The sequence below is a fragment of the Jiangella rhizosphaerae genome (assembly GCF_003579925.1).
Taxonomy (GTDB): domain Bacteria; phylum Actinomycetota; class Actinomycetes; order Jiangellales; family Jiangellaceae; genus Jiangella; species Jiangella rhizosphaerae.
In genome coordinates, this window is sequence record NZ_QUAL01000053.1 from 64,312 (window position 1) to 90,829 (window position 26,518).

The 26,518-nt window shown below is 74.0% G+C and carries 18 protein-coding genes; 5 read left to right on the forward strand and 13 right to left on the reverse strand.

The annotated features are described in order from the left end of the window. Positions 1 to 3: 3 nt before the first annotated feature. The 3 genes from DY240_RS06430 to DY240_RS06435 all read right to left on the reverse strand — a co-directional run bounded on the left by DY240_RS06430 (position 4) and on the right by DY240_RS06435 (position 10,297). Complete coding sequence (locus DY240_RS06430) at positions 4 to 9,321, reverse strand: carboxypeptidase regulatory-like domain-containing protein (RefSeq protein WP_147375212.1); 9,318 nt, start codon at positions 9,319 to 9,321, stop codon at positions 4 to 6. Positions 9,322 to 9,473: 152 nt separating this feature from the next. After that, positions 9,474 to 9,710, reverse strand: a complete 237-nt coding sequence (locus DY240_RS32740) for a helix-turn-helix domain-containing protein (protein WP_199700939.1) — start codon at positions 9,708 to 9,710, stop codon at positions 9,474 to 9,476. Then, entirely contained in the window at positions 9,707 to 10,297 is a 591-nt protein-coding gene (locus DY240_RS06435) for a DJ-1/PfpI family protein (RefSeq protein WP_199700944.1), read from the reverse strand. Before DY240_RS06435 ends, DY240_RS32740 begins: the two co-directional genes overlap by 4 nt. A gap of 77 nt (positions 10,298 to 10,374) precedes the next feature. Between DY240_RS06435 and DY240_RS06440 the strand changes: the two genes are divergently transcribed. Continuing rightward, on the forward strand, positions 10,375 to 10,770 hold the full coding sequence (locus DY240_RS06440) for a cupin domain-containing protein (RefSeq protein ID WP_119659124.1): 396 nt from the start codon (positions 10,375 to 10,377) through the stop codon (positions 10,768 to 10,770). 3 nt (positions 10,771 to 10,773) lie between these two features. On the opposite strand, the gene DY240_RS06445 is transcribed toward DY240_RS06440, so the two are convergent. From DY240_RS06445 to DY240_RS06465, 5 genes are all read right to left on the reverse strand, one after another. Continuing rightward, a complete protein-coding gene (locus tag DY240_RS06445; RefSeq protein WP_119659125.1) occupies positions 10,774 to 11,421 on the reverse strand; it encodes a nitroreductase family protein in 648 nt (215 codons plus the stop codon). 89 nt (positions 11,422 to 11,510) lie between these two features. Then, positions 11,511 to 12,404 carry a nucleotidyl transferase AbiEii/AbiGii toxin family protein gene (locus DY240_RS06450; RefSeq protein ID WP_119659126.1) on the reverse strand — a complete coding sequence of 298 codons (894 nt, stop codon included), beginning with the start codon at positions 12,402 to 12,404 and terminating at the stop codon, positions 11,511 to 11,513. After that, on the reverse strand, positions 12,401 to 13,435 hold the full coding sequence (locus tag DY240_RS31715; protein WP_158602760.1) for a hypothetical protein: 1,035 nt from the start codon (positions 13,433 to 13,435) through the stop codon (positions 12,401 to 12,403). Before DY240_RS31715 ends, DY240_RS06450 begins: the two co-directional genes overlap by 4 nt. A gap of 118 nt (positions 13,436 to 13,553) precedes the next feature. Beyond that, entirely contained in the window at positions 13,554 to 17,015 is a 3,462-nt protein-coding gene (locus tag DY240_RS06460) for a TM0106 family RecB-like putative nuclease (protein WP_119659128.1), read from the reverse strand. Positions 17,016 to 17,076: 61 nt separating this feature from the next. Beyond that, complete coding sequence (locus DY240_RS06465) at positions 17,077 to 17,799, reverse strand: sulfite exporter TauE/SafE family protein (RefSeq protein ID WP_119659171.1); 723 nt, start codon at positions 17,797 to 17,799, stop codon at positions 17,077 to 17,079. A gap of 10 nt (positions 17,800 to 17,809) precedes the next feature. Here DY240_RS06465 and DY240_RS06470 point away from each other — a divergent pair, with 10 nt between their 5' ends. Continuing rightward, positions 17,810 to 18,142 carry a nucleotide pyrophosphohydrolase gene (locus tag DY240_RS06470; protein WP_233552627.1) on the forward strand — a complete coding sequence of 111 codons (333 nt, stop codon included), beginning with the start codon at positions 17,810 to 17,812 and terminating at the stop codon, positions 18,140 to 18,142. Positions 18,143 to 18,159: 17 nt separating this feature from the next. Here DY240_RS06470 and DY240_RS06475 read toward each other — a convergent pair whose 3' ends face one another. Continuing rightward, positions 18,160 to 19,110, reverse strand: a complete 951-nt coding sequence (locus DY240_RS06475; RefSeq protein WP_158602761.1) for a DUF4862 family protein — start codon at positions 19,108 to 19,110, stop codon at positions 18,160 to 18,162. Between the two features lie 106 nt (positions 19,111 to 19,216). On the opposite strand from DY240_RS06475, the gene DY240_RS06480 reads away from it, so the two are divergent. Further along, positions 19,217 to 19,744: a DUF6578 domain-containing protein gene (locus DY240_RS06480; protein WP_119659131.1), complete on the forward strand. Its 528-nt coding sequence runs from the start codon at positions 19,217 to 19,219 to the stop codon at positions 19,742 to 19,744. On the opposite strand, the gene DY240_RS06485 is transcribed toward DY240_RS06480, so the two are convergent. The 3 genes from DY240_RS06485 to DY240_RS06495 form a co-directional block, all read right to left on the reverse strand. Continuing rightward, positions 19,745 to 21,124 carry an MFS transporter gene (locus DY240_RS06485; protein ID WP_119659132.1) on the reverse strand — a complete coding sequence of 460 codons (1,380 nt, stop codon included), beginning with the start codon at positions 21,122 to 21,124 and terminating at the stop codon, positions 19,745 to 19,747. Next, entirely contained in the window at positions 21,121 to 22,323 is a 1,203-nt protein-coding gene (locus DY240_RS06490; protein ID WP_119659133.1) for an MFS transporter, read from the reverse strand. The genes DY240_RS06485 and DY240_RS06490 overlap by 4 nt, the downstream gene beginning before the upstream one ends. Positions 22,324 to 22,543: 220 nt before the next feature. Then, positions 22,544 to 23,866 (reverse strand): AAA family ATPase, encoded by a 1,323-nt coding sequence (locus DY240_RS06495; protein WP_119659134.1) that lies wholly within the window; start codon positions 23,864 to 23,866, stop codon positions 22,544 to 22,546. A gap of 202 nt (positions 23,867 to 24,068) precedes the next feature. Here DY240_RS06495 and DY240_RS06500 point away from each other — a divergent pair, with 202 nt between their 5' ends. Continuing rightward, positions 24,069 to 25,004 carry a WYL domain-containing protein gene (locus tag DY240_RS06500; RefSeq protein ID WP_147375213.1) on the forward strand — a complete coding sequence of 312 codons (936 nt, stop codon included), beginning with the start codon at positions 24,069 to 24,071 and terminating at the stop codon, positions 25,002 to 25,004. After that, positions 25,001 to 25,987, forward strand: coding sequence for a helix-turn-helix transcriptional regulator (locus DY240_RS06505; RefSeq protein WP_119659136.1), 987 nt, complete (start codon positions 25,001 to 25,003; stop codon positions 25,985 to 25,987). The genes DY240_RS06500 and DY240_RS06505 overlap by 4 nt, the downstream gene beginning before the upstream one ends. Here the strand turns inward: DY240_RS06505 and DY240_RS06510 are convergent. Beyond that, on the reverse strand, positions 25,914 to 26,480 hold the full coding sequence (locus DY240_RS06510) for an NUDIX domain-containing protein (RefSeq protein ID WP_119659137.1): 567 nt from the start codon (positions 26,478 to 26,480) through the stop codon (positions 25,914 to 25,916). The genes DY240_RS06505 and DY240_RS06510 overlap by 74 nt on opposite strands. Positions 26,481 to 26,518 lie beyond the last annotated feature (38 nt).

Below are 26,518 nucleotides of genomic sequence, written 5' to 3' on the forward strand. Positions count from 1 at the left end.
GGCTCAGGGACCGGGAACCGTCACGACCGGACCCGGCACGACGAGCGGCAGGCCGTCGACGTCGAGCTCGGCGCTCAGCGTGTACGTGCCGCCGGCGAGGCCGGACAGGACATGCAGGTAGCGGACGCCGGCCCAGCGCAGGCCGTGCCGCGCCACCTCGGCGCCGGTGGCGTCGTGGACGACGAGGACGGCGGCGTCGGCGGGCGCCCCGGCGGCCGGGCCCGTGAGGTCCAGTGTGACGGGACGGACCCGGCCGGACCCGCTGACGGTCCACTCCGGCTCCCACCGCTCGACGGCGACGGGGTCCGAGGCGGCCGACTCGCCCGCGGCGTTGGCGGCGACGGCGGTGAGCTCGTTCGCGCCGACGGTCACCGGCACGGCCGCCTGCCACGTCCCGTCGGGCGTCGTCGTCGCTGTCGCGACCGCGTCACCGCCGGCCAGCACCGTCACCGTCGACGGCCAGTCGGCGGTGCCGCTCGCCTCCACGGTCGCGGTCACCGTGACCGCGGGCGCGGTGACCGACGGCGCGCCCGGCGCGGTGAGCGTGGCGTCGCGGGCCCAGTCGACGGCGTTGACCAGCAGCCGCTCGCCGTCCTCCGTCCAGCCCCGCCCCGGGCCGACCGCACCGGTGACGGCGCTCGCGGACAGTACGACCTCGACGCTGCCGGCGGTCCGCCAGTCGTACCCGGCCGCGATCCCGCTCACCGGCGACGAGAGCGACGCCAGCGGCCGCCCGGCATACGACGCCAGCGCGCTGTAGTAGCCGCCGTCGCTGATCAGCATCGCCGGGTCGGACAGCCCGGCGAACAGCTCGTGCGCCGGGTCGAAGCCCGTCATCGTCACAGCACCCTCGCCATAGCCCTGCGCCCCGACGGCGACCCGGTCGGTGTACGCCTCGAGCAGCCGGACGCCGCCCTGGTCCACGCCCCACGTTCCGGTGAACACCAGGCTGGTCCCGGCGGCGTCGGCCGCGGCCAGCACGCCCTCGAACGTCGCCCGGTCCGGCTCGCCGCCGTTGACGACGACCACTTCGTAGGCGTCCAGGTTCCCGGCCGCCACCGTCCAGTCCAGCGGCGCGGCGGCCACGCCCTCGTCGCGCAGGAACGTGGTCACCGCACCGCCCACGTCGCCGAGCACGCCGACGTCCAGCGGCTCCAGCGTCACGTCCAGCGTGGCCGTGGCGTCGGCGGCGACCGTCACCGACGCCGTCGCCGGCAGGTGCCCGCCGGCCGTCACGGTGACGGCGTAGGTCCCCTCGAGCAGGCCCTCGGCGGTGTAGGCGCCGGCCTCGTCGGTGGTCGCGGTCCAGCCGTCCGGCCCGGTCCCGGTGACCACGGCGCCGGCCACCGGCTCGCCATCGGTGGAGGTGACGGTGCCCGCCACGCTCCCCCTCGGCAGCGGCGCGAGATCGACGTCGAGCGTGACCGTCCCGGACGCCGGGATCTCGACGGTGTGCGTCGCCGGCGCGTAGCCGAACGCCTCGACGCGGACGGTGTGCGTGCCGGCCGTCAGCCCGAGCACGTACGAGCCGTCCGCCTCGGTCGTCGTCGACACCGCGGCCTCGACCGCCGTCACCGTCGCGCCGCCGGCCGGGGCGCCGCCGGCCGTCACCACGCCGGTGAGCTGGGCCTGCCGTGCCTCGGTCGCCCAGGCGACGGCGTTGAGGTAGATGTCCGCCGCGGCCGCGGTCCACCGGTCGCCGGGCCGGCCGTACGTGCTCGCGGCGAGCCCGCCGAGCAGGATCTCGACGCTGCTCGCCGACGTGAACCGGTAGCCGACGGCGTCGCCCAGCGCGGTGCCGCCGGACGACCGGAGCGTTCCGACGGTCGTCCCGCTGTACCCGGAGTAGGTCAGGTACTGCTGGTTGCCGCCGGGGTTGACCAGCAGCGGGATCGGCTCGCCGGCCGCGTACCCCGCGAAGATCGGGTGTGCGGCGGACGGCACGTACTCGACCGCCTCGGGCACGAAGTCGTACTGGACGTCGGCCGGATCGCCGCGCAGGTCCGACAGCGCGCCGACGGCGTACCCGCCCCACTGCCCGGCGTAGATCACCGACACACCCGCGGCCTCGGCCGCCGCGACGACCTGGCCGAACGCCGCCCGCTCCGACGTCAGCAGCGTGCCGTTGAACACGATCAGCCGGAAGTCGCCGACCCGATCCGCCAGCCCGGCCAGCTGCGCGCCGCCGACCTGCTCGACGGCGTACCCCTCGCCCTGCAGCAGGCCGGTGATCGACGACGACAGGTCCTTCACGACGGCGATCGGCAGCGACGCCCGCAACCGCACGGCGACGTCCACCGTCGCCCCGGCCGGCACCGTGACCGCCCGCTCCGACGCCTGGAACCCGGCCGCCGTGACCCGCAGCGTCCACGCGTCGGCGGGCACGCCGGGCACGCTGAACGTACCGTCGGCGGCGGTCGTGGCGGACAGCGGCGTGCCGAGCAGCTCGACCCGCGCGCCACCCACGGCCGCGCCGTCCGGGCCGACGACCGTGCCGGCGACGGTGCCCATCGGCCGAGTGGCCAGCTGGATGGGCCGGGTCAGCACCTGGCCGGCGCTGACCGTGACCGGGACCTCCGCCGTCACGTGCCCGAAGCTCTCCGCCCGCAGCGTCCACGTGCCCGGTGTCAGGGCGACGACGAAGCTGCCGTCGCCGGCCCGCGCGGGGACCGTCTCGCCGGTCTCGACCACCGTGAGGGTGCCGGTCAGCGCGGTGCCGCCGGTGTCGGTGAGCGTGCCGCGCACCTCCGCGCCGAGCCCCTCGGCGTCCAGCGCGTAGCCGAGCGCGTTGCGCAGCAACCGCTCCGCCTCCGGCGTCCACGCCAGCCCCGGCTGCGAGCCGTGGGCCGGGTAGCCGTACGTGCTCACCGACAGCGTGCCGAGCAGCACGTCGACCGCCCGCGCACCACGGTGCCGGACGCCGGCCAGCCCGCCGCCGGACCCGTCCGCGGCACCCACGGTCGCGATCGTCGTGCCGCTGAACTCGTCGAACCACGAGTACTCGGCGTCGTCCTCGACCAGCGGGAACGTCGCGGGCAGCCCGGCCAGCAACGGGTGGCCGGGCTCCGTGGCGGAGGCTGTGACGGCGCCGTCGTCGCGGCCCTCGCCGGCCACGCCCGGGTCGCCGTCGTAGTCGGACAGGTACCGGAACGCGCCGCGGCCGAACTGGTCGAGCCAGATCGCCGGCACGCTGGCCCGCGTCAGGGCGTCGTCGAACGCCGCCCAGCCGGCCGCGCCGGGGTCGAATCCGGAGGACGAGCCGAAGTTCCCGACCACCAGGTCGAGGTCGCCGACCGCGGCGGTGTCGGACCAGGTCAGGGTGCGCGGCTCGTAGCCCCAATAGGCCAGGTACCCGGCCAGCCGGCCTTGGTGGTCGTCCAGCACGCCGACCGACGGCGACGAGCGCAGCTCGGCGTCACCGCCGGCCTGCCCGCCGATCGTGACGGTGACCGGCACGCGGGTGCGCACGTGGCCGTCCGCGACCACTTCCAGCTCGTAGTCGCCCGGCTCGACCAGCGACAACGTGTAGGTGCCGTCCTCGGCGGTCGTGGTGCTCAGCGCGGTGCCGAGCAGCGACACCGTCGCGCCGGCGATCGGCGAGCCGAGCGCGGACGGCCCGCTGATGTCCGCCTCGCCGGTGATCCGGCCGCGGATCGCCCCGGTGTCCGCCGGGGTCAGCTCGACGTCCAGGGTGGTGGCGCCGTTGCGGGTGACGGTGACGTCGTGCTCGACGGTCTTGTAGCCGAACGCGCTGATCCGCACCGTGTAGTCGCCGGCCTCCAGCGGGACGACGTAGGCGCCGTCCGTTCCGGCGGTGACCGACCGGCCGGTCTCGGCGACCTCGACGGTGGCCGGCACCGGGACACCGTCGAGCCCGGTGACGGTTCCCTCGACGCTGCCGAGGCCGGGCGCGGCGGCCCAGCGGACCGCGTTGACGTAGAGGGCGCGGCCGTCGTCGGTCCAGTCCTCGGCCGGGTGCTGCAGCAGCGTCGCGGCCAGGCCGGACAGCAGCAGGTGGACGCTGCCCGGCGTGCGCGCGGTGTAGGCGGCGCCGACGCCGCGGTCGCCGCCCTCCTCGGTGATCGTGTGCGCCAGCGGGACGCCGGAGTAGCCGGTGATCCCGGTGCTGTACCGGTCGGCCAGCAGGATCTCCGGCTGGCCCGGCAGCCCGGCGAACAGCGGGTGGTCCGGCCGCGTCGGTGCGAGCGAGACCAGCCCTTCGCCGCTGACCGGCGTCGTGCCGGCCGGGTCGCCCAGATACTTGCGCAGCAGCCGGACGCCGCCGTCGGAGCTGAACCGGTCGTCCGGGAAGATGCCACTGACCTGCGCGGCGTCCATCGCGTCGAGGAAGCCGAGGAACACCTCCGCACCCGGATCCGGCGGATCGTTGAACACGACGACGTCGAACTCGCCGACCCGGGCGACGTCGCTGAACGCGATCGGCTCGGCGGCGATCTCCGCGGCGGTGAGCAGCGCGACGATGCCGTCGCTCGCGTAGTCGCCGATGACGCCGACCCGCGGCGCCGGCGCCAGTTCGACGTCGGCGACGGCCTCCTGACCGGCCACGACGTCGACGGAGGCGGTCGCGGTGAAGTGGCCGGGCGCCGACACCCGCAGCTCGTACGTCCCGCCCGGCACGTCGGCGAGCCGGAACGTCCCGGCTTCGTCCGTGGTGGCGGTCAGCTCGGTGCCGGTGAGGCCGACCTGCGCGCCCGCCACCACGGCGCCGTCGCGGCCGCTGGTGACGGTGCCGCGGACCGCGCCGAGGCCGGAGCCGGTGAGCGTCGCGTCGACGCTGAGCGTGCCGCCGGCGACGACGGTCAGGGGCCGCTCGACCGGCGTGCTCCCGGCCCGGGTGAACCGGACCGTGTGGTCGCCGGGTTCGAGCAGCAGCCGGTAGCCGCCGTCGCCGCCCGTCGTGGCGGTCTGCCCGGCGGCGGCCACGGTGACGCCCGCGAGCGGCACGCCGGACTCGTCGGTGACGGTGCCGGTGACCGCGCCGAACTCCGCGTCGGCGGCATAGCGCACGGCGTTGTCGAGCACGGTGAACGCGGGCGGCAGCCAGTCGTCGCCCGGAACGCCCCAGCTGGCCGCAGCGGCCAGCGAGCCGAGCAGCACGTGCGCGCTGCCCACACCGCGCGGCGCGTAGCCGATGCCGCCGCCGGCCGCGCCGGTCTCGTCGGTGTGCAGCTCGGCGACGGTCACGCCGGAGTAGCCCTCGAACGCCGACCACGCCGAGCCGGCGACCAGGATCTCGGTCCGTTCGCCCAGGGGCAGCCCCGCGGTCAGCGGGTGCTCCGCCGTCGGCAGCAACGAGACGCGGCCGGCGCCGCCGAGGTCGCCGGGCGCCGCCTGCGGGTCGCCGGTGTAGTCGACGAGGTGGTTGATCGCGCCCCAGCCCAGCGACCACTGGTCCAGCCAGACGACGCTGGTGCCGGCCGCGTCGGTGGCGGCGAGGAACTGCTGGAAGGCCGCCGCGCCGGGCTCGGTGCCGTCGGCGCCGTTGGCCACGACGACCTCGAAGTCGTCCGGCCGGGCGGTGACGTCGGCGTAGTCGGTGGCCTGTGCGGCGTAGCCGAGGTCCTCGAGGACGGCGACGATGCGGCCGCGGTCGTCGCCGACGACGGCGACGTCGTACTCGGTGAGGGCGAGGTCCGCGGTCGCGGTCTGCCCGGCGGCGACGGTGACCCGCTCGCGCAGCGGCACATAGCCGGCCAGCTCGGCCTCGACGGTGTACGTGCCGGCCGCCACGCCGTCGAAGGCGAACGCGCCGCCGCCGTCGGTGGTCACCGGGTCGAGCGGGGTGCCGGCGAGTGTGACGGTGACGCCGGCCAGCGGGGCGCCCGCCGCGTCGCGGACGGTGCCGGCGACGGCGCCGGTCTCGACCGCGGTGAGCTCGGCGTCGACGGTGACGGCGGCGCCGGCGGACAGGTCGACGACCTCCGTGTGCGTGCTGAGCCCGTAGTGCGCGATGGTGACGGTGTACGTGCCGGGCGGCTGGGTGAGCTCGAACGCGCCGGTGTCGGCGTCGGCGGTGATCTCGGCTCCGGTCTCCTCGATCCGGACGGTCGCGGCGACGGGCCCGCCCGGCCCGGTGACGGTGCCGCCGATGGTACCGGTCGGGTGGAACGCGAAGACGTTGCCGCGTACGTCCGCGCTGACCAGCAGGCCGCCGGCGTAGGCAGGCGCGGTCGTCACGTTGCCGCCGGCCGGCGCCTCCCAGACCGGCGTGCCGGTGGCGGCGTCGAGCGCCCAGAGGCGGTTGTCCAGCTGCGAGCCGCCGACGACGAACCCGTCGTCGGTGACCATGACCGACGCGCTGACCGCGCCCGACACCGCGTACTGCCAGACGCGGTCGCCGGTCTCACGGTCGTACGCCACGACCAGCCCGAGCCCGTGCGACCCGGCGATGACCAGGTCGCCGTAGACCGCCGGCGTGCTGCCCTGGCCGTCGCCGTGCGTCGCGGCCTCCCAGCGCAGCGTGCCGGTGGCGGCGTCGACGGCGAGCAGGCTGCCGCCGCCGTCGCCGTCCGTCGTCGGGACGAACACCGTGCCGTCGACGATGCTCGCGCCGCCGATGAAGTAGTCGTTCTCGCGGGTCAGCGTCCAGCGGACCGCGCCGGTCGCCGCGTCGAGCGCGATCAGCTCGCCGTCGTCGGCGTTCCCGACGATCGCCAGGCCCTCGGCGACCGCTGGGCCGGCGAAGACGGAGGTGCCGACGTCGGTGGCCCAGAGCTGCTTCCCCGTGGCGGCGTCCAGCGCGAACACCGTGTCCTCGCGGTCCTGCGTCGGGCCGGTGGCCGCGTAGACGACGCCGTCGACGACGCTTGGCGCGGTGTAGACGGTGAGCCGGCCCGGTGTCGGGACCGACCAGCGCTGAGCACCGGTGGCCGCGTCGAGCGCGACCAGTCCGCCGTCCAGCCCGCCGCCGGTGACGACCAGGTCGCCGGCCACGGCGGGCGTGCCGCGCAGTGCGTCGCCGGTCTGGAACGACCACAGCCGCTCGCCGCTGCTCGCGTCGTACGCCGCCAGCCGTCCGGCGTCGGAGCCGAGGAACACCCGGCCGCCGGCGATGACCGGCGAGGCGAAGGTCACGGCGCTGCCGGCCGCGGCGGTCCAGCTCGGCTGGAGCGTGCCGGCCGCCAGCGCGTCGCCGCTCATGCCGCTGCGGGTGGCGTTGTTCTGGTACTGCGTCCAGCCCGGGTCGCTCGGCTGGTCCAGGGCGTCGAGCGTGATGTCGAGGCGCTCGTCGCCGTCGAGCGTCAGCTCCCGGGTGTGCGGCTCGTGCCCGGCCGCGGTGACCCGGACGGTGTACGTGCCGGCGGCGACGTCGTCGAAGGCGAAGCCGCCGTCGTCGCCGGTGGTCGCCGGCTCCAGCGGGGTGCCGCCGAGCGTGACGCGGGCGTGCCCGACCGGGCCGCCGGGTCCGGTGACGGTGCCGGTGACGTCGTGGGTCGCCGCGGTGTCGAGGGCGAGGTCGAGCGTCGTCGTCTCGCCGATCGCGACGGAGACGGCCGCGGTGGCGGTGACGTAGCCGTACGCGGCGGCCGTCAGCTCGTGGTCGCCGGCCGCGACCGGGAGCGTGTACGTGCCGTCGCCGGCCGTCGTGGTGGTGGCGTCGCCCGCGGTGACCGTGACGTCGCCGAGCGGGTCGCCGTCGTCGTCGGTGACCGTTCCGGCGACGGTGCCGGAGTACGCCGCCCGCGTGACGGCGGCGAACGCGTCGACGATGCCGGCGCCGTAGGTGTCGTTGGGCAGGTCGCCCATGTGCGGCTCGGTGCGCGCGGTGTCCTCGAGCAGCGCGCGGATGTCGTCGATGGTGAGGTCCGGGTTCGCCGACAGCATCAGCGCGACGACGCCCGTGGCGTGCGGCGCGGCCATCGAGGTGCCGGAGATGGTGTGGTAGCCGTCCTCGCCGTCCGGGAGGTCCCGCGGCCAGGTCGAGCGGATCTGGTGGCCGGGCGCGCTGACCTGCGGCTTGCGGTGGCGCTGCCCGTCCCAGACCGCCGGGCCGCGGCTGGAGAAGCTCGCGACCACGTCGTTGACGTCGGTCGCGCCGATGCCGATGGCGTTCGGGAAGCTGGCCGGCGAACCGACCGTGCCCGGCGCCGGGCCGTTGTTGCCGTTGGCGAAGATCGGCACGATGCCGGCGGCCTCCCATGCGGCGACGTCGGCCCAGAACGTCGTCGCGCCGCCGGCGTCGGACCCCCACGAGTTGTTCACGACGTCCGGCGCCGCGGCCGGGTCGCCGCCGGGCGCGAGCATCCACTGGAAGCCGTCGTGGATGATCGACTCGGTGGTGCTGCCGGAGTCGCGGAAGATCTTCGCGGCGATCCAGGTGGCGCCGGGCGCGACGCCGGTCAGCTCGCCGGGAGCGGAGCCGACGATGCTGCCGGTGACGTGTGTGCCGTGGCCGTTGCCGTCCCCGGGAGTCGGATAGTTCTCGCCGGTGGGGACGTACCAGCTGGTGGCGGGGTCGCCGGTGGTGCCGCGCCACGAGGCGCTCAGCGCCGGGTGCCCGCCGTCGGCGCCGCCGTCCATGATCCCGACGACGACGCCCTCGCCGCGCACGCCGTACTCGCCCCAGACGTCGGGCGCCTGGATCTTCTCCAGGCTCCAGCTGGGCAGCAGGGGCTCACTGGGGGCGGGCTCGATCGGCTCCTCGAGGGTGATCTCCTCGTCCAGCTCGACGCCGGCGACGTCCGGGTGGGCGGCGAGGGCGTCGAGCGTCTCCTCGTCGACCGTGGCGGCGACGCCGTTGAAGATCCAGTACGGGGTGACGGAGGTGGCGCCCCGGTCGGCGAGCAGGTCGAGCACCTCCGGCTGGGTGGCGTCGGCCGTGTACCGGAGCTCGGCGACGACGGTCTCGGTGCGGGCGATGCGGGCCCGCTCGGCGATCGCGCGCTCGGCCTCGGTGCCGCTGCCGCGGAGGCTCGCGCGGGCCTGCGCGGCGGCCGCCGTCGCGGCCGCGTCGGCCTGCTCGGCGACCCGGGCGAGATCCGGCTGTTGGCGGAGCCTGATGATCACCGGGACGGTGCCCCCGTCCGCCGCTGCGGTGCGGACGGCGTCCTCGACGCCGGTGGGTGGTGCGGTGGCGGCGTCCGGCGCGTCGCTGGGCGCCGCACCGAACGTCGACGGGTCGATCGGCAGGCCCGCGGTCAGGTCGGCGAGGACGCCGTCGGTCGCGTCGGCGGCCTTCGTGACTGCCGTCCGCACCGGGAGTGAGCCGGACGCCGTCGCCGTCGGCGGCACCACCCCCACGGCCAGCAACGGAGCCAGGAGCACCGCGAACGAGCGAGCGAGCAGGGTCCGCACTGGCATGGTGACCGCCCTTCACCACGAAGTCAGCACGTCGACGGCCCGCACCATCCGGGCCATATCGGTGCATTGTGGTGCGCAACGATATAGACCAGTTAGGGACGATGTAAAGACCGGTCGGTGACGATCACGTGACCGGTTGCCGCCACTGGCAGCTATCCGACAGCGTGCGCCGCCCGGTACGCCGTCGGCGTCAGCCCGGTGTGCCGGCGAAAGTGCTGCCGCAGGTTGGCCGCGGTGCCGAAGCCGGCCGCCCGCGCGATCGCGGCGACGTCCAGGCCGCTGGTCTCCAGCAGTGAGCGGGCGTGGTCGATGCGCTCGTGGTGCAGCCAGCGCAGCGGGGTGGTGCCGGTCTCGGCGAGGAACCGGCGGTGGAACGTGCTCGGGCTCATCGCCGCGCGGCTCGCGAGCTCGGCGACGGTGAGCGGGCGGTCCAGGTGGGTGGAGGCCCACTCGAGCACCCCGGCCAACGGCGCCTCGTCCGGCCGCGACACCGGGCGCTCGATGAACTGCTGCTGGCCGCCGTCAGCACCTGGCCGTCGTCGACGAACAACACGTTCGGCCGCAGGTCGACGGCCGGGTAGCGGCGGCGGAAGCGGTCGGCCCAGCGCCAGTGCGTGGTGACGGTGTGACCGTCGAGCACGCCGGCCTCGGCGAGAGTGAACGCGCCCGTGCAGAAGCTGACCATCCGCGCGCCACGCGCCGCCGCCGCACGCAGGGCGTCGAGCGTGTCGGCGCCGAAACCGGCCTCCGGGTCGGGACGGTTCGGCGCGATGACGGTGTCCGCCGCCGCGATGTCGTCCAGCGTGCCGGGGCAGCGCATGGTGAACAGGCCCTCGCGAACCTCCAGCTCGTCGCCGGCCGAGCAGACGACGAGGTCGTACCAGTCGACGTCGAGCTCCGGGCGAGCGATGCCGAACAGCTCCATCGCGATGGCCATCTCGAGCGGGTTCGAGCCCGGCCCGGCCACGAGGGCCACTCGATGCGAGGATCCTTGCGACATGTGCCATTCCTGGCACTCACGGTTGAGCGGCGTCGTGGCCGAGGCTTGTCGGCATGACCTCTTCCGCCCCGATCGGCCTCGACGCCGCCCTCGCCTCGTTCGACGACCTCTGGAGCCCGCGCATCGTCACGCGGGTCAACGACTACGACGTCCGCATCGCCAAGGTGGCCGGCGAGTTCGTCTGGCACGCGCACGACGACACCGACGGGTTCTTCCTGGTGCTGGACGGCGAGCTGACGATCGCGCTGCGGGACGCCACCGGCGCGGAGTCTGCGGTCGTGGTGCACCGCGGCGACGTCTTCGTCGTCCCCCGCGGGACGCAGCACCGCCCGTCGTCGGCCGCCGGCGCGTCGATCCTCATGGTCGAGCCCACCGGCACCGTCAACACCGGCGACCACGACGGCGACGTGCCCGCACACATCACCCGCACCACGGGCAGCGCCCTGTGACCGTCAGGGCACGAGCGGCGACCCCCAGCGGTCGAGGTAGCTGAGCTCCTCGACCGGCTGGCGAGTACCGGGCTTGAAGTCCTGCGTGGTCGTGTAGGCGACGGGCAGCAGCCCGACCTGCGTGACGTCGTCGGGGATGCCGAGGATGCGCGCCGCCTCGGCCTCCTTGACCAGGTGGTACGACGTGAGCGTGGAGCCGAGCCCGCGCGAGCGCAGCGCCAGCTGGAAGCTCCACACGGCCGGGAAGATGCCGCCGTAGAACACGGAGTCGGCCGCGTTGGTGCCGTGCGGACGGCCCTGCACGCACGGGATGACGAACACCGGCACCCGCTCGATGACGTCGACGAGGTACTGGCCGGACTCGAGAATCCGCTTCATCGGCTGCTGCTCGGCGGCTGGGCCGGCCGCCTCGCGGCGGCGGCGCATGTACTCGGAGCCGACCTCGCGGAAGATCGCGCCGAGCTGGTTGCGCAGCTCCTGATCGCGGACGACCAGCCAGCGCCAGCTCTGCGCCGCCCCGGGTGTGGGCGCCTGCACGGCCAGGCGCAGACACTCGGTGATGACCTCGGGCTCGACCTCACGGTCGAGGTCCAGCTTGCGCCGGACCGCGCGCGTGGTGCTGAGCAGATGGTCGGTGACGGCGGTGTCCATGCGCATATCGACTGCCTCTCCACAACACTCGTTGCTGCCGAACGGCCTAGTAGCACTGCCCGGACGCCTGCCTTCGTCGCCTCGAGTCCTCAGCCGGGGTGACGAATCTGGTCGACCGTGGCGAGAAACTCTTCGATGGCACCGACTGCACGCCGTTCGAGACCGGCTTGCTCGTGCGGATCAACAGCGAGGAAGCGGGCATAGCTACGCGAGCCGATGGCCTCGACGTCGGTGAACGCAACCCGAAGATCGTCAAGTGCGGTTTCGGTCTCGGGTGCATCGAACGCCGGCCTCTCGGCGAACGCCTTCGCCGCCGCGCTGGGGCCATCCGGCCAGCTCTCGATCAACCAGACGATGTCGTATGCGTCCTTCGGCTTGTCACGTTTGAGAAGTGCTTGGGTCTTTGCCACGACGAAGGCAACGGGGCCGGTGACACGCAGTTCGATCGTGACCCGACCCTTCCCGTCGGGCAGCATGATGTCCCGTCGGACAACCTCGACGTCGTCGGTCAAGATCGCGCCGGCGTCCAGGGACAGAGCCGAGAGCGTCCCACCGAGATTCTGCTTTCCGATGGGATTCTCTGCGGACTTCGGTCGCCAGATTCTTCCTGCAGGCCGTTCAGGTCCAGCGGGGCAGAAGAACTCTACGACCATCGGAGAATCGCCTCGGCGGACCCAGCGGAAGGACGTCTCACCCGCCACGAACCCCATCCGCTTGAGGACGGTCTCGATTCGCTCGTATGTCCCCGTATCGCCATCGACGAGTGCGAGACTCAGGCAGAGGTCAACGTCTGCGGTGCCTACGTGCGGTTCGATCCCGGGATCGAGCACCGGCACGAGCAAGCTTGGCACCAGTCCGCCAATGAGCACCATGTGCTGCGCGGCGAACCCGGTGGCGCGAACGATATCTGCCGCCTGAGCGAGGACGAGATCGGCTGACGCCGGGTCGTACTGCGTGCGATGGCGGCCGTCGGGCTCAGTCAAAGGGCTTGCTCCTTGAACAGCTCAGCAGCGTCTGCGTTGCGGCCGCCTTGTCGGACCATGTCCAACCAGACCCGCACTCGTGGCGCGACCCGCGCTCGACCAGCGTCCTCGCTGCGGTAAGTGCCCAGTTCGCCGGAGTCGGTCCAGAGCTCCAGGTTCATGCCTCTCCCGGCCTCTTCTGCGTCGAGACGTTCCAGGCCGAGTACCCCCAATGTTTGACCGGCATCGAGAGGACTTACCCTCGCCTGCAGAACCAGAGGATTGGTGAGTACGGGGTGACCGAGCGCGATGGCGCCACTGCTCGCCGTGAGTGCGTAAGTCACTTTCGCCTCCGAGGCGCGCCGGACGAACCGATCGATGAGGTCGTCGAACGTACGCGCGTACAGGTAGCCCGCAGCTGTCTCCGGCCTTCGGCGGCCTCGCTCAACGCTCGCAAGCCACTCCAGGGCCTCGTCGCGATCACGCAGGTACCTGCGCGTCCTAGGGCCGACACCCTGAATCCGGACTAGGCGATTCCGCTCCAGGATCTTCAGTACGTTGTGAGCTTGGCCGGTGGACAACGCCGCCTCCTTCGCCAGGATGGAGACGGACCATGGCGCTTCCGGAGACGCGAGCATAGTCTGCACACCCCGGATGCTGGCTACTCCAAGCCCGGGCTCCGGAACTCGGGACGGACGGGTGGCCCTCCGGGTTCCGTGGTCCACGTGGAAGTAGAGGCCAGGCCAGGTGAAGTGGGCAGCCCCCCGTGCGTCACACCAGGAGAGACCGGCCTGTTCGATGCGGTCCCGCTCCTTGTTACTGAGACTCGCGGCTACGACCAAGCCGACCGTTCCAGGCTCCGGCCGAAGCACCTGGACGTCAGGTCCGTTCGACGTTCGTGGCGGTCGCGGCAGGATGGTGAGTCGGCGTTCGTCGCCATTCAGTTCGATGCGCTCGTCGCTTCCAGTGGTCACAACGAGTTCAGGAATGGTCGAGAGAGCCACCCGATAGAACGGGGGCGACTCTGATGTGAGCTGAACTCGACCCTTCACGGAATCGCATCCTTCACCACTGAGTGAACACTGCACATGTATGAATGGTAGCCGGTGTGAGCGAGACCATCCGCTCGTCAACCCTCCGGGCATGATGCTGAAGCTGCGTGAGGGGGCTTCAGCCCCCATCGCGCCGTGTCCGGCCAACGACCGGGATGTCGCCAGCGCCGCCGGCGCCAGGTCTCGCCGCGTGGACGCCGCGGGCGTACTCGACGAGGCGGCACAGGGTGTTGACGCCCTGGACCTGGTCGAGGCTGCGTACCGGCGCGCTCAGCAGGGCCGGGCTGCCGACCAGCACGGCCAGCGACCGGGCCCGCGACACGGCGACGTTGAGGCGGTTGCGGTTGGCGACGAAGTCGACGCCGCGAGGTGCGTCGGCCGCGGACGAGGTGGTCAGCGAGACGATGACGACCGGCGCCTCCTGGCCCTGGAACTTGTCGACGGTGCCGACGCGAGCCCGGCCGTCGAGCGCGCCGAGCAACTGCCCGACCTGCGCGTTGTACGGCGCCACCACGAGGATGTCGGCGGGCCCGAGCGGCCGCGACGAACCATCGGGCGCCGTCCAGGTGCGCCCGGCCAGCGAGTCGACCAGCTCGGCGACCACGGCGACCTCGGCGTCGCTGCGCACCGAGCAGCCCGTGTGCTCGACCGGCACCCAGCGCACGCCGGCGCCGGCGAGGTCGTCGTCGCCGCCGATCAGCTGCCGCTCGAGGCCGGACCGCGGCACCAGCAGGGAGTCGTAGGACAGCTCGGACACCGGCGCGCAGACGTCGGGGTGCATGCGCCAGGTGGTGTCGAGGAACAGGCCGCGCTCCGGCGGGACGGTGTCGTGCTCGCCCAGCACGTGGTCGAGCGCGGAGACGCCGGCGCCGTCGGGGTGGTTGCCCTTCACCGGCTGCGGCAGCTGGCGAGGGTCGCCGAGCAGGATGACGGCGTCGGCGGCGGCACCGGCGGCGACGGTGTTGGCCAGCGAGAACTGGCCGGCCTCGTCGACCACGAGCACGTCGACGTGGACGTCGGGGCGGGCGAACAGCCAGCCGGTGCCGGCCACGAGGTTGACGGCGCCGGCCGCGAGGGCCGCCTCGACGTCGTCGTTGGAGGTCGTGACGGTGACCGCCGGGTGCCGGCTGGCGTTGCCGTCGTCGGCCTTCTGGATCGCCCGCACGAGCGGCGGCCCACCGAACAGCACGCCCTGCTCGTCGTCGCCGGCGGCCTCGAGGACAGCCTCGAGCAGGTGCGTGATGACCCGGTGGCTGAGCGCGGTGATGCCGACCGTCCTGCCCGCGCGGAGCAGCTCGACGACGGCGCGCGAGCCGGCGTACGTCTTACCCGCCCCCGGCGGACCCTGGACCGGCAGCGAACCGGCGAGCGCCGGCGCCACCCGGCACAGCGCGTCGGAGCCGGACTCGCCGGCCAGCCGCAGCGGGACCCCGCCGGCCAGCCGCGGCGACCGCCCGGTCAGCAGGTCGCGTACGCCGCGGAACGGGCCGTCGGCCTCGAACCCGTGCTCGGCGACCCAGCCGCCGACCCGGACCAGCGCCTTCTCCTGCACGCCGGCCGGGATGGGGTCGGGTGGCAGCAGTGCGACCGGGTGCGGCTGCTCCTTGGCCAGCGCCCGCTTCAGTTCGACGACGCCGTTCTCGAGGTCGAGCCGCAGGATCTTGCTGGTGCCGCCGTCGGGACCGGCGTGCCCGCACTGGTCGCCGGGGCGCAGCCGGCTCTCCTGCGGCGGGATGGCGTAGCGCCACACGCCGGACCGCTTCTCGGTGCGCAGCAGCTCGGGCGCGTGCAGGCCGCCGAGCGTCGCGGGATCGTCGACCAGCTCGTCGACGGCCAGCCTTCGGACCCGGAAGTACTCCCACCACTCGGCCCGGTTCTCGCGCCGGTGCCATTCCAGGAGTCCGGCCAGCAGCGCGTTGGCCTGCTGCGCCGGCGTGCGGGACGCGGGGTCGGCCGGGACGCCGTCGAGCAGCCGCGCCTCGATGGCGACCAGCTCGGGGTCGCGCTCCTTGAGGTGCTCGGCCTGCTCGTCGCCGATGTCGTCGGGCCGGGGGACGGCGTGCCCGGCGGCCAGCGCCTCGGACCGGCGGTCCTCGAGCCAGTCGCGCAGCTGCCGGGTGCTGACGCAGTCGTCGCGGTTGTAGGCCTCGATGTCGTCGAGAATCCGTTGGTCGCGCTCGGCCAGCCAGCGCTCGTACTCGACGATGCTGGACCCGGCGTCCTTGACGGCCGCGCCTGCCCGGCCGCCGGGTGAGTAGAACCGCTCGAGCGCCTTGATGGAGTAGGACTCGGTCCCGATGAGCAACCCCTGCTTGACGACGGCGTAGAGGTCGACCAGCCGCTCGCCCCGGAGCAGCGCGTCGACCTCGTCGATGCGCGTGCCGTAGCGCTGCGACAGCCCCTTGAGCCGGCTCGGCTCGTACGGCGCGTAGTGGTAGACGTGCATGCCCGGCCGGGCCCGCCACGCCGCCATGATGTGGTCGACGACCTGCTCGAACGCCCGCCGCTCGGCGGGTGGGTCGTGCGCCCACCAGGACGTGAACGCGTCGCGCGCGTCGGACACGCCCCACAGGTACTCGAGGCCGTGGTCGCCGAAGAACGGGTCGCCCTCGAGGTCGAGGAAGAGGTCGCCGTCGTCGGGCTCGGGCAGCAGCGCCAGGCCACGGCGCGCCTCGATGGGCGTGATCAGCTCGTACGGCGGCAGCTCCCGCGACCGCGCGCCGACCTGGAGCCGGGCCTGGGTCGCCAGCTTGCGCTTGGTGGACCGGCCGATGCGCCCGACGGCGTCGAGCTCGCCCGGCGCCGCAGCGGCCAGCCGCTCGACCGTGGCGATGCCGGCCGAGCGCAGCACGTCGCGCTGGTCGCGCCGAAGGAACGGGACCAGCACGAGGTCGTCGTCGTCCTGCCATTGCCGGGCGCAGGTGGCCTTCCACGGGCAGATGGCGCAGTGGCCGACCCGCAGCGGATAGGTCTCGGGCGGGTCGGCCAGCCACTGTCCGTACCGCCGCATGGCGTGCCGCGCGTAGGCCGCGACGTCGACGTAGGGCACGGCGACCTGCTGGCGGTCGCCGAGGATGACGGTGAGCGTCTGCGGCGGCACGCCCTGCAGCACTTCCAGCCGCTGGGCGTAGACGGCCATCTGCAGCAGCGCCGCCGCCTTGACGTGCCGGGCGAGCTTGGTGTCGGCGATGTCGTACGACCACGAGCCGAGGCCGGACGGGCGGTCGTCGTTGCGGATGAGGAAGTCGGCGTAGCCCAGCCACCGGCCGTCGTGGAAGGTGGCCTGGAAGATGCGGTCGGCGCCGTCCTTCATGGCCGCGAGCGTGCGGTCCTCGGCGTCGGCCGGGCCGATGCCGCGCGGGATCTCGACCACCCGGTGCGCCGAGCTCATCTCGGCGAGCACGGCGGCCTCGTGCTCGTCGCCGCGCCGCCGCACGACGTCGGCGCCGGGGTCGTCCGCCGCCGGCCGCGGCCGGCGGCCCTCGGCGACCTCGCGGTTGAGCGTGGTGAGGTGCGGGCACTCCAGGTGACCGACCAGGTCCGTCGGGCTCAGCACCAGGCCCGCGTCGGTGACGTACATGCCGCACCTCCTCTCGTGGGACCAGACTGCCGCATGCCACCGACAGAATCGGGGACGTGGCTCAACCGGCGAGTGAACGGACGATCAGCGTCGCGCCCGACAGCGTGCACACCACCATGACCGCCAGCCGCAGCCGGCCGCCGTCGACGAACGTCCGCAGCCCCGACGCCGCCGCGAACCCCGCCACCAGCGGGGGCGCCAGCCACAGCGCGGTCGTCGTCTGGACCATCGTCAGCTCGCCGACGACGCCCAATGCGGCCAGCGAGACCCCGACGCCGACGAGGAAGTACACCGCGAGCGTCGAGCGCACCCGCGGTCCCAGCTCGCTCTGGTAGACCAGCGCCAGCGGAGGCCCGCCGATCGACGTCGCCGTCCCGGAGATGCCGGACACCGTGCCGGCCGCGACCAGCACGCCGCGCGTCATCGGCAGCCGGATGGTCCGTGCGGTGAGCGCCACGGCGACCAGGATCACCACCCCGACGGTCACGCTCAGCACGCGGGGCGAGCTGACCGACACGATCCACGCGCCCAGCAGCGTCGCCGGCAGCCGCCCGAGGAACGCCCAGCGCAGCCCCCACCAGTCGACGTCGGACCACTCGCGGGCCAGCGTGAACACCGGCAGCAGCAGCGAGAGCCAGAGCAGGGTGCCCGGCACGAGCTCCGGAGCCAGCAGCGCCGCCGCCGGGGCGGCGAGCAGGCCGAGCCCGAGCCCGATCGTGCCCTGGACGGCGGCGCCGAGGAACACGGCGGCCGCGAGCACGACCACGACCTCAACCGGCGGCATCATGGCCTCCGTGACCGACACCTCGAACCTGGACGGCCTGCGCGACCGCCTGCTGCGATTCGTCGCCGACCGTCAGTGGGAGCCGTACCACACGCCCAAGAACCTCGCGATGGCACTGGCCGGCGAGGTCGGCGAGCTGCTGGCCGAGCTGCAGTGGCTGACGCCGGAGGAGTCCGTCGCGGTGGTGACGGCGGACCCCGAGGCGGCCGCGCGGATCCGCTCCGAGCTTGCCGACGTCACCAACTACCTCGTCCACCTCGCGGCGGCACTGGACGTCGACCTGGTCGCCAACGCGCACCGCAAGCTGGACGAGGTAGAGGTGCGCTACCCGCCCGGCGCCTGACGGCCGGTGTGACGGCGTCACGCGCCGCTCTGCTCCGCGGCCACCGCGCCGGCGACGATCGCGACGTGCGCCCGCACCAGGTCCAGGCACTGCGCCGGCGTGGCGGTGCTGGGCGAGGTGATCTTGACACCGACGTAGGACGGCGCGCCGCCGGCGGCGCGCAGGCTGTCGGTGACCTCCGTGGCGGTCAGCAGGCTGGTCGCGGCGGCGGCGGCGATCGGGGCGTCGGACCAGTCGCGGATCGGCAGGTGCAGATCGGCCCAGGCCGGCCCGTCGAGCGTGTCGGCGTCGGACACGCCGGAGAACACCAGCGCGTCGAGCCGGCCACGCTCCACGGCGGCGGCGATGTGCTCGCGGGCGCCGCCGGCGCTGCGCGTCTCGATGACGGACCGGGCCCAGTTGACCGACATCCCGATGCCGTGCTCCTCCGCGATGGCGAGCTCGCCGGCGAAGGTCAGGAAGCCCTTGGCCGGCTCGTGGGCGTCGCTGTGCGCGTCGGAGTGCTCGATCAGCAGCCGGACGCCGCCCCAGTCCCAGGTCAGCACCTCGTCGAGCGACGCGCGGAAGGCGTCGGCGGACGTGTACGGGTGCCGCGGCGCCGAGTGCAGCTCGACGGCGGCGATGTGGCCGCCCGGGCCGGCGTTGACGGCGGCGACGAACTCGTACGCGCGGCGCAGCTGTTCGACCGCCTGCTTGCGCCCGCCGTCGTCCGACGACGCGAGGCCCTGCGCCGGGGACCCGGCCAGCGCCATCATCGTCGCCGGGATCATCGTCAGCACGTGCTCGCCGGCCGGGTCGCCGGCGTGCAGGTAGGCCGGGTCGTTCCACGGCGAGCCGTTGTCGATGAACGGGACCTCCAGCCCGTCGACCGCCGGCAGTGCCAGCACGTCGTCGACGAAGGTCCGGAACTGCGTGCCGGGCTCGAGGCCCCGGGGCGCCGCCGCGTACGCACCGACGATGAAGGCCATGCCGATCTCCTCGCTGCCTGGTGGACTGGCCGCGCCCAGCGTAGGTCGCCCCGACATGGAACGGTATGCCGGGTCCGCGGTTCGCTCTGGCGGTCATCATGGGTGCATGACCATGGACCCGCTGCCGGTGCTCGTCGAGGAATGGCAGTTCACCTGCTGTGGCGATCCGTTCGCCATCGGCGACCTGGTGCGCTGGCGGTTGTCGTTCTCCGGGGACGGCGACCTCGGGCCCAACGCGGCGCGGGTGACCGTCGACGCCGTCGCCGGCCCGTCGATCCAGGGCGAGCACCGGCGGGCGGGCAGCCTGCTCACCGTCCAGCACGGCGCCGCGGCCGGCGTGACGGCGTTCGGCCCGCCCCACGCGGCGGGCACGGCCGTCAGGCTGACCGGTGCGTTCGCGGAGGACCACCATGACCTCGTCCCCGACGTGGTGCCACTCGTCCTCGGGCGGATCGCTCGCATCCGGGCGGCGCGCGTCGCCTACGAGGCCCACGGCCGGGTCATGGTCCCGGACCCCGCGACGTGGGAGCTCGACGACATCACCAGCGTGACCGACCACGTGCCCGAGACCGGCGACGGCGCCGTGGGCACGCCGTACTTCCTCGTCGACCTCCAGGTCGTGGACCCGACCTGATCAGCGCCCGCGCCGGACGGCGAACAGGCCGAGGCCGAACAGGACGACCGCGACCGCCGTCACGAGCAGGCCGACGTCGTGCAGGCCGTCGGTGGAGAGGTCCTGTTCGAGGATGACGCCGAGCACGCTCGTCGCCGCGATGGCGCCGAGGTAACGGAAGGTCTGGAACAGACCCGCCGACGCCCCCATCCGCCCGGCCGGCGCCGCCGAGTAGAGCGCCGTCTGCAGGCTCAGGTTCGTCACGCCGTTGGGGACGCCGAGCAGCACGGCGATCCCGAGCAGCAGCACGACCGGCGTCCCGTCACCCAGCAGGAGCAGCGCCGACGCCGCGACCACCAGGAGGCCGAGACCGAGCAGCCGCGGACCGGTCGAGCCGTGCCGCCGGATCGCCCGGGCCGTGACCGGAGTGACGACCATGCTGAGCAGCGTCGTCGGAAGCACCAGCAGGCCCACCGTCGCCGGGTCGAAGCCGCGGACCCGCTCCAGCCACATCGGCATGCCGAAGAAGATGCAGTAGAAGACCAGGTTGATCCCGCCCTGCTGGGCGAGGACCGTGCTCAGCGCGCGGTTCGCGGCCAGCCCGCGCACGTCCAGGAACGGCTCGGCCACCGTCCGCTCCCGCCACACCAGCAGCGCGCCCAGCGCGACGACGACCGGCGCGAGCCACCACAGCGGCCGGCCCGCGAGCGACAGCACGCCGAAGATCAGCGCCACCAGAGTGCCGCTGAACAGGGCGATCCCCGGCAGGTCCAGCTCCCGCCACCCGACCCGCGGTCCGCGCCGGACCGGCACGCCGGCCAGCACCCGCATCGCCAGGACGATGCCCACCAGCGTCACCGGCACGTTGACCAGGAACACCGCCTCCCACCCGGCGGCGGCGACCAGCAGCCCGCCGAGCACCGGGCCCAGCGCCGCACTCCCCGACGCGGCCACGGACAGGACGGCGAGCGCGCGGGCCGGCGGCTGAGCGCCCTGCCCTCCCTCAGGCTCTGCACCCGCGGCGGACCGCACCAGGATGAGCGCCGACGGGTACGCCGTCGACGTCGCCGCCGCCTGGACCAGCCGCACCACCAGCAGCCAGCCGAAGTCCGGCGCGAGCGGCGCCAGGGCCGACGCCGTCCCCATGAGCGCCAGTCCGCCGACGAACAGCCGCCGCGCGCCGAGCTGGTCGGCCAGCCGTCCCATCAGCGGCTGGCACACCGCGGCGACCACGTAGAACCCGGACGCCAGCCACGTCGACGTCGCGATGCCGACGCCGAAGTCGCGCTGCAGGCTCACCAGCGCCACCGCGATCATCGACGAGTTCAGCGGGTTGAGCAGCGTGCCCAGCGACAGCGTGAGCAGCAGGCGGTTGGTGACGCCTCCGGGTCCCCGGGTCATCCGGCGGCGCCGTTCCGCGGCACCCAGCGGCCCATCAGCGCCGCGGCGACGAACGCGACGGCGCCGGCCGCCGCGATGGCCGCGCCGAGGGTGGCGGCCGCCGTCACGACGCTGACGAGGACCGGGCCGAGGCCGTTCCCGACGTCGGCGAACAGCCGCCACGCGCCCAGAAACGTCGCCCGGCTCACGTCCGGTGAGATGTCCGAGCCGATGGTCATGATGATGCCGCTGCCCAGGCCGTTGCCGAACCCCATCAGCAGCGCGACCGCGGTGTAGGTGCCGACGCCGCTGGTCAGCGGCAGCAGTACCAGCGAGAGGCCGAGCAGGACCATCGACGGGACGACGATCCAGCGGCGTCCGAGGCGGTCCATCGCGTAGCCGGCCGGATAGAACATCAGCATCTCCATCGCGCCGGAGACACCGAACAGCAGGCTCACCGCCGCGGGGTCCAGCCCGAGGTGCTCGCCCCACAGCGGGATCGCGACCTGCCGCGAGGCCCGGGCCGCCCCGACCAGCAGCGCACCCACCCCCAGCGTGCGCAGGACCGGCAGGTGACGGCGGATGACGCGGGCCGTGGTGTCCGGCTTCCCGGCCGCGGGGTCTGCGCGCCGGGCCTTCGCGCCGGCGGCCGCCGGGGGTTCGGGCACGACCAGCAGCACGACGACCGCCGCGACCGCGGCCACCACGTGCACCCAGTAGCCGCCCGCGACGCCGAGCCGGCTCATCGCCGCCGCGCCGAGGAACGGCCCGGCGAACAGGCCGATCCGCTGCATCCCGCCGAGCGTGGACAGCGCCCGGCCGCGCAGGTGGAACGGGATCGCCTCGGTGACGTACGCATGCCTCGCCAGCCCGAACACCGACGACGAGATGCCGATGAGGACCACTGCCCCCGCCAGCAGGTGCACCGACGGCGCCTGCAGACAGGCGGCGAGCGCGGCGAGGACGACGCCGAGTGCCACCAGCATGGCCCGCCGCTCCCCCAGGCGGACCGCCAGGGTGCCGGCCGGCAGGTCGCCGACGATCTTGCCGACGCCCAGCAGCGCGACCACCAGGCCGGCGGTGGCGACCGAGCCGCCCAGCTCGCGAGCCGAGAGCGGGATGACCGGCGCGATCGCGCCCTGGCCGATGCCGAACAGGAGCGACGGAAGGTACACCGAGGGGCCGATCGACCAGATGCCGACCTGCGGGCGGGCCGTCAACGCCGGTCCTGCACTGGGGCAGCCTCCCTGGCCCGGTCACGCGGGGCCGTGGCGCTCGTTCTGTCCGGGGTGTGTCGTACCGTCCTCTCGCTCCGGTTCGACCTGCTCGGTCTTGGGGGTGCGGGCAGGTCGGCCGGAGTCCAGCCGCGTCGTCCCGGCGCCTGGCGCGACGGCTGTGGATATTGTAGTCGTCGCGGCTTCGGCCGCTGTCAGGGCGACGTCAGACGTACAGGCCGGCTCCGGCCGCGGGTGCCCAGCTGCCGTCGCCGGCGAACCGCGCGAGCGTCGCCGTCGTCACCGCGTCGCCGTCGGCCAGGACCGAGCGGCGCACCAGTTCGCGCAGGTCGGCCCCCGACGCGCCGTCGGTGGAGTCGGCGATCGCCCCGACCTCGACCGCGACGGCCAGCGGCCCCAGGTAACGGCGCAGGATGGCCCGCCGCTGCGCACCGTCGGGCAGCGGCACCTCGACCGTCCGGTCGAACCGCGCGGCCCGCACGGCGGCGTCGTCGAGCACCCGGGGGTCGTTGGTCGTGGCGACGGTGACGACGCCCTGGTGGCGGCTCATGGCGCCGTCGAGCGCGGCCAGGAACCCGTGCAGCCCGAGGTCGTTGCCGTGCCGGCGGCGGCCGATGACGAGGTCGAGGTCCTCGAGGACGACCAGAGCCGGCGAGAGCCGCGTGAGCTCCTCGTACACCGCCTCGATGGCGTCGGCGATGCTGCGTGCGTCGCAGAACACCACCGTGACGTCGCCGGCCAGCTCCGCCGCGAGCACGCGGCACAACGCGGACTTGCCGGTGCCCGGCGGTCCGAACAGCAGCAGCCCGCGGTTGGTCCCCAGGCCGAGCCGTTCCAGGAGGCCGCGCCGCCGGAACAGCCCGGCGACGTTGAGGTCGACCTCGGCCCAGACCGCCGCGGGCACGATGACGCCGGCCCGCGACTCGTCGGGCACCGGCACCGGCACGACCTCGAAGCCGCCGCGGTCGGCGCGGATGTGCAGGCAGCGGCCCTTGAAGTAGTTCCGCGGCCCGCGCGCCCGCGCGACGACGTCCTGCAGGTACCGCTCCGCCGCCTCGACGTCCGCCGTGCGGGCGTGGACGATCAGCTCCTTGTCCGACCACCGCGCATCGACGGCGACGACCAGCGGTGCGGCGCTCAGCGTGCCCGGCTCGAACGCCGCCACGAGCGACGTCGGCACCGTCTCCACCGTGTCGTCGAGCTGCAGGCGGTCCCAGCGCGGGCTCTCATCGCTCTCGAGACCCGCGAGATCGGACGGCGGGTGCGCGCGCATGTCCTCGGCGAGCACCCGGGCGACCAGCGGCGCCGTGAACGGGCCGAGCCGCTCCCGCACCGCGACGACCCCCGCGGCGTCGCCGTCCAGCTGCCGCCGGGCGAACTCGTCGTGGTCCTCGGCCGTCCGCAGCGGCAGCGTCGCGTCGATCAGGTGCGCCAGCCAGGACAGCGTGTCCCTGACGCCGGGCGGCATCCGCCGCGTCCCGTCGTCCGTGCGCTTCACGTCATCGGTCGGTTCCTGCTCGGCGTTCATCGCCGTCACCTCCCTGGGCGTAGAAGCGCACCACCTCCTGCCGCGCGCTCCCCCATGGAGCCGCGGGTCCTTGCGTGGCCGGATGCCATGGCTCGACGATACGGGCGGCCTCCGACAGAACTCCATCGGATTTCTCGCCCGCCGATTGAGTCCGGGGTGGCGCCTATGGTGACGCCGACCCCATCGGCGGCGAAGGGTGCCCATGCCAGGAGGACGTGACCAGCTCGGTCCATTGGAGCGACTGACGCGGCTGCTGCTCGTGCTGGAGGCCGCCGAGCCGGCCGGGCTGCCCGCCTCGCGGCTGGTCGCCGTCGGCCAGTACGGTGCCGGCTCCGCCTACGACGCGCAGCGGCAGCTCGCCCGCGACATCACCGCATTGACCGCCATCGGCTGGGACATCCGCAATGTCGCCGGGCCGGGCGTCGACGCCGTCTACCGGCTGCACGCGCGCGATACCCGGCTGCGGGTCGAGCTGGCGCCGGAGCACCAGGTCGAGCTGGTCCGGGCGGCGTTGGTCGCGGGCGACGCGGGGTTCCGCGACCGGCTCGGCGACCTGCCGGAACCCGACGAGGCCGGCCTGGTCCGCTCCGGTGCACAGCCCCGGGCGACGCCTGACCCGCTCACCGAGGCCGCGTACGCGGTCGAGCGGCGCTGCCTCATCCGCTTCACCTACAAGGGCCGGCCGCGCGTGGTACGCCCGCTCCTGGTCCGGCCGGGCGCCTCCGGCTGGTACTTGTACGGCGACGAGGCCGGCTCGCCAGCGCCCAAATGGTTCGTCACCGACCGCATGTCCGCCGTGTCCGTCGACCCGCCCGTGACCGCGGGCCCGCCCCGCGAGGTCACCGCAGAGGAGCTGAACCCGATCACGTGGCGCCGCGACCCGCGCGTCGACGTCGTCGTCGAGACGACGGCCGAGCACGAGCCGCAGGTGGCCGCCATGCTCGGTCCGCCGGCCCGCCGCGAGGCCGACGCCGACACCGTCCGGCTGACCGTGCCGGTCACGAACCGCGCGGCGTTCCGGGCCCGCCTCTACGAGCTGGGCCGGCGTGTCCGCGTGGTCTCACCGCAGGAGGTCGTCGACGAGATCGTGGCCGAGCTGCGCCGGTTCGTGGGCCCAGCGACGCTGGGGACACCGTGAGCACGCCGCAGTACGTCCGCCGGTTCGACCGCGTCACGCGCGCGCTCAACGAGCTGTCCCTGCACGCCGGCGGGCTGCCCATCGCGGCGCTCGCCGAGCAGCTGGGGACCGACGCGCAGACGTTGCGGGCCGAGCTGCGCGCGTACTTCCGCGCCGACGTCGACCCCGCGTACAGCCCCAACGCGATCCGCCAGACCACGATCCGCTTCCACGACGCCGACGGTGTCGACGTCGAGCCCGCCGAGGCCGAGTTCGTCTCCGCATCGCCGCGTCCCACCGAGGAGGTCGGCGCCGACTACGTCACCGTCGGCGAGCTCGCCCGCATCTACCGCGCCGGGCAGGACCTGCTCGCGGTGGAACCGGCCAACACCGGGCTCGAGGGCGCCCTCAACGCCCTCACGGCGACCGTCCTCTCCGGTCTCGGCGCCGGCCGATCCACCTGGCTGGCCGACCTCGCCGCGTCGGTCGGCGACGCGTTGCGCTCGCGCCACCGGATGGAGCTCACCTACGCCCGCGCCTGGCAGCCGGGGGTGCGCACCCACGTCGTCGAGCCCTACCGTCTGGTCAAGACCCGCCGCGGCTGGGAGCTCGACGCCGGCTTCGTCACCGGCGACGCCTTCGACGGGCGGGTCGGCACCTTCCTGCTGTCCGGCGTCCGGTCCGCGACGATCCTGGCAGCCCGGTTCGAGCACCCCGCCGACGTCGACGCGCTGATCGCGGCGAACCGCCGCACCACCGCCGTCGACCTCGTCACGCCTCAGGACAGCCGCTGGGTCGTCGACCGTTTCTCCGAGTCCGTCGAGGTGCTGGGCGCGGACGAGGACATGATCCGGATGCGGGCCCACCTGCTGCCCCCGGTCGATCGGCGGCTCGGGCTGCTGCTCCTGGTCGCCGGCCCCGACACGTGGGTCAACACCCCCACCACGTTGCGCGATGCCGGCACCGACCTCGCGCGCGACCTCCTTGCCCACTATGCCGGCTGACGGGCGGCGAACCGTCCGAGGTGACGGACGGGTCGACGGTGTTGGTCCTCGCCGCCCTCGAGAGCGACGACCAACTCGCCGCCGCACTGCCCGGGGCGAGCTCCACGGCGACGCCCACCAGCTCGGGCGGGCGGAGGTCGATCGCTGTCAGGCGGTCGACGGCGACGAGGTCGACCACGTGGCCGTCGGTGAGCTCGGGACCGCAGCGTAGCCCCGCATCGATGGTCAGCAGCCGGGCGAGGAAGACGTGCTGGCGGGTGGGGTGGGCGGGGGTCGGCTCCACCACGTGGACCTCGCCGAACAGCTCCGCCGTGGCGCCGAGCTCCTCCATGAGCTCGCGGTGCAGGGCCGCCTCGACCGAGGCGTCGGACGGCTCGACGCGGCCGCCGGGGGTCGTCCAGTACGGGGGCAGCCCCGGCCGCATCCGCTTGATCAGCACCAGCCGGCCGGCGTCGTCGAAGAGCAGGGCGCGAGCCGAGCGCGTGGCCGTCACGGCACTCGATCATGTCAGTCCCGGCCCGTAGCGTGACA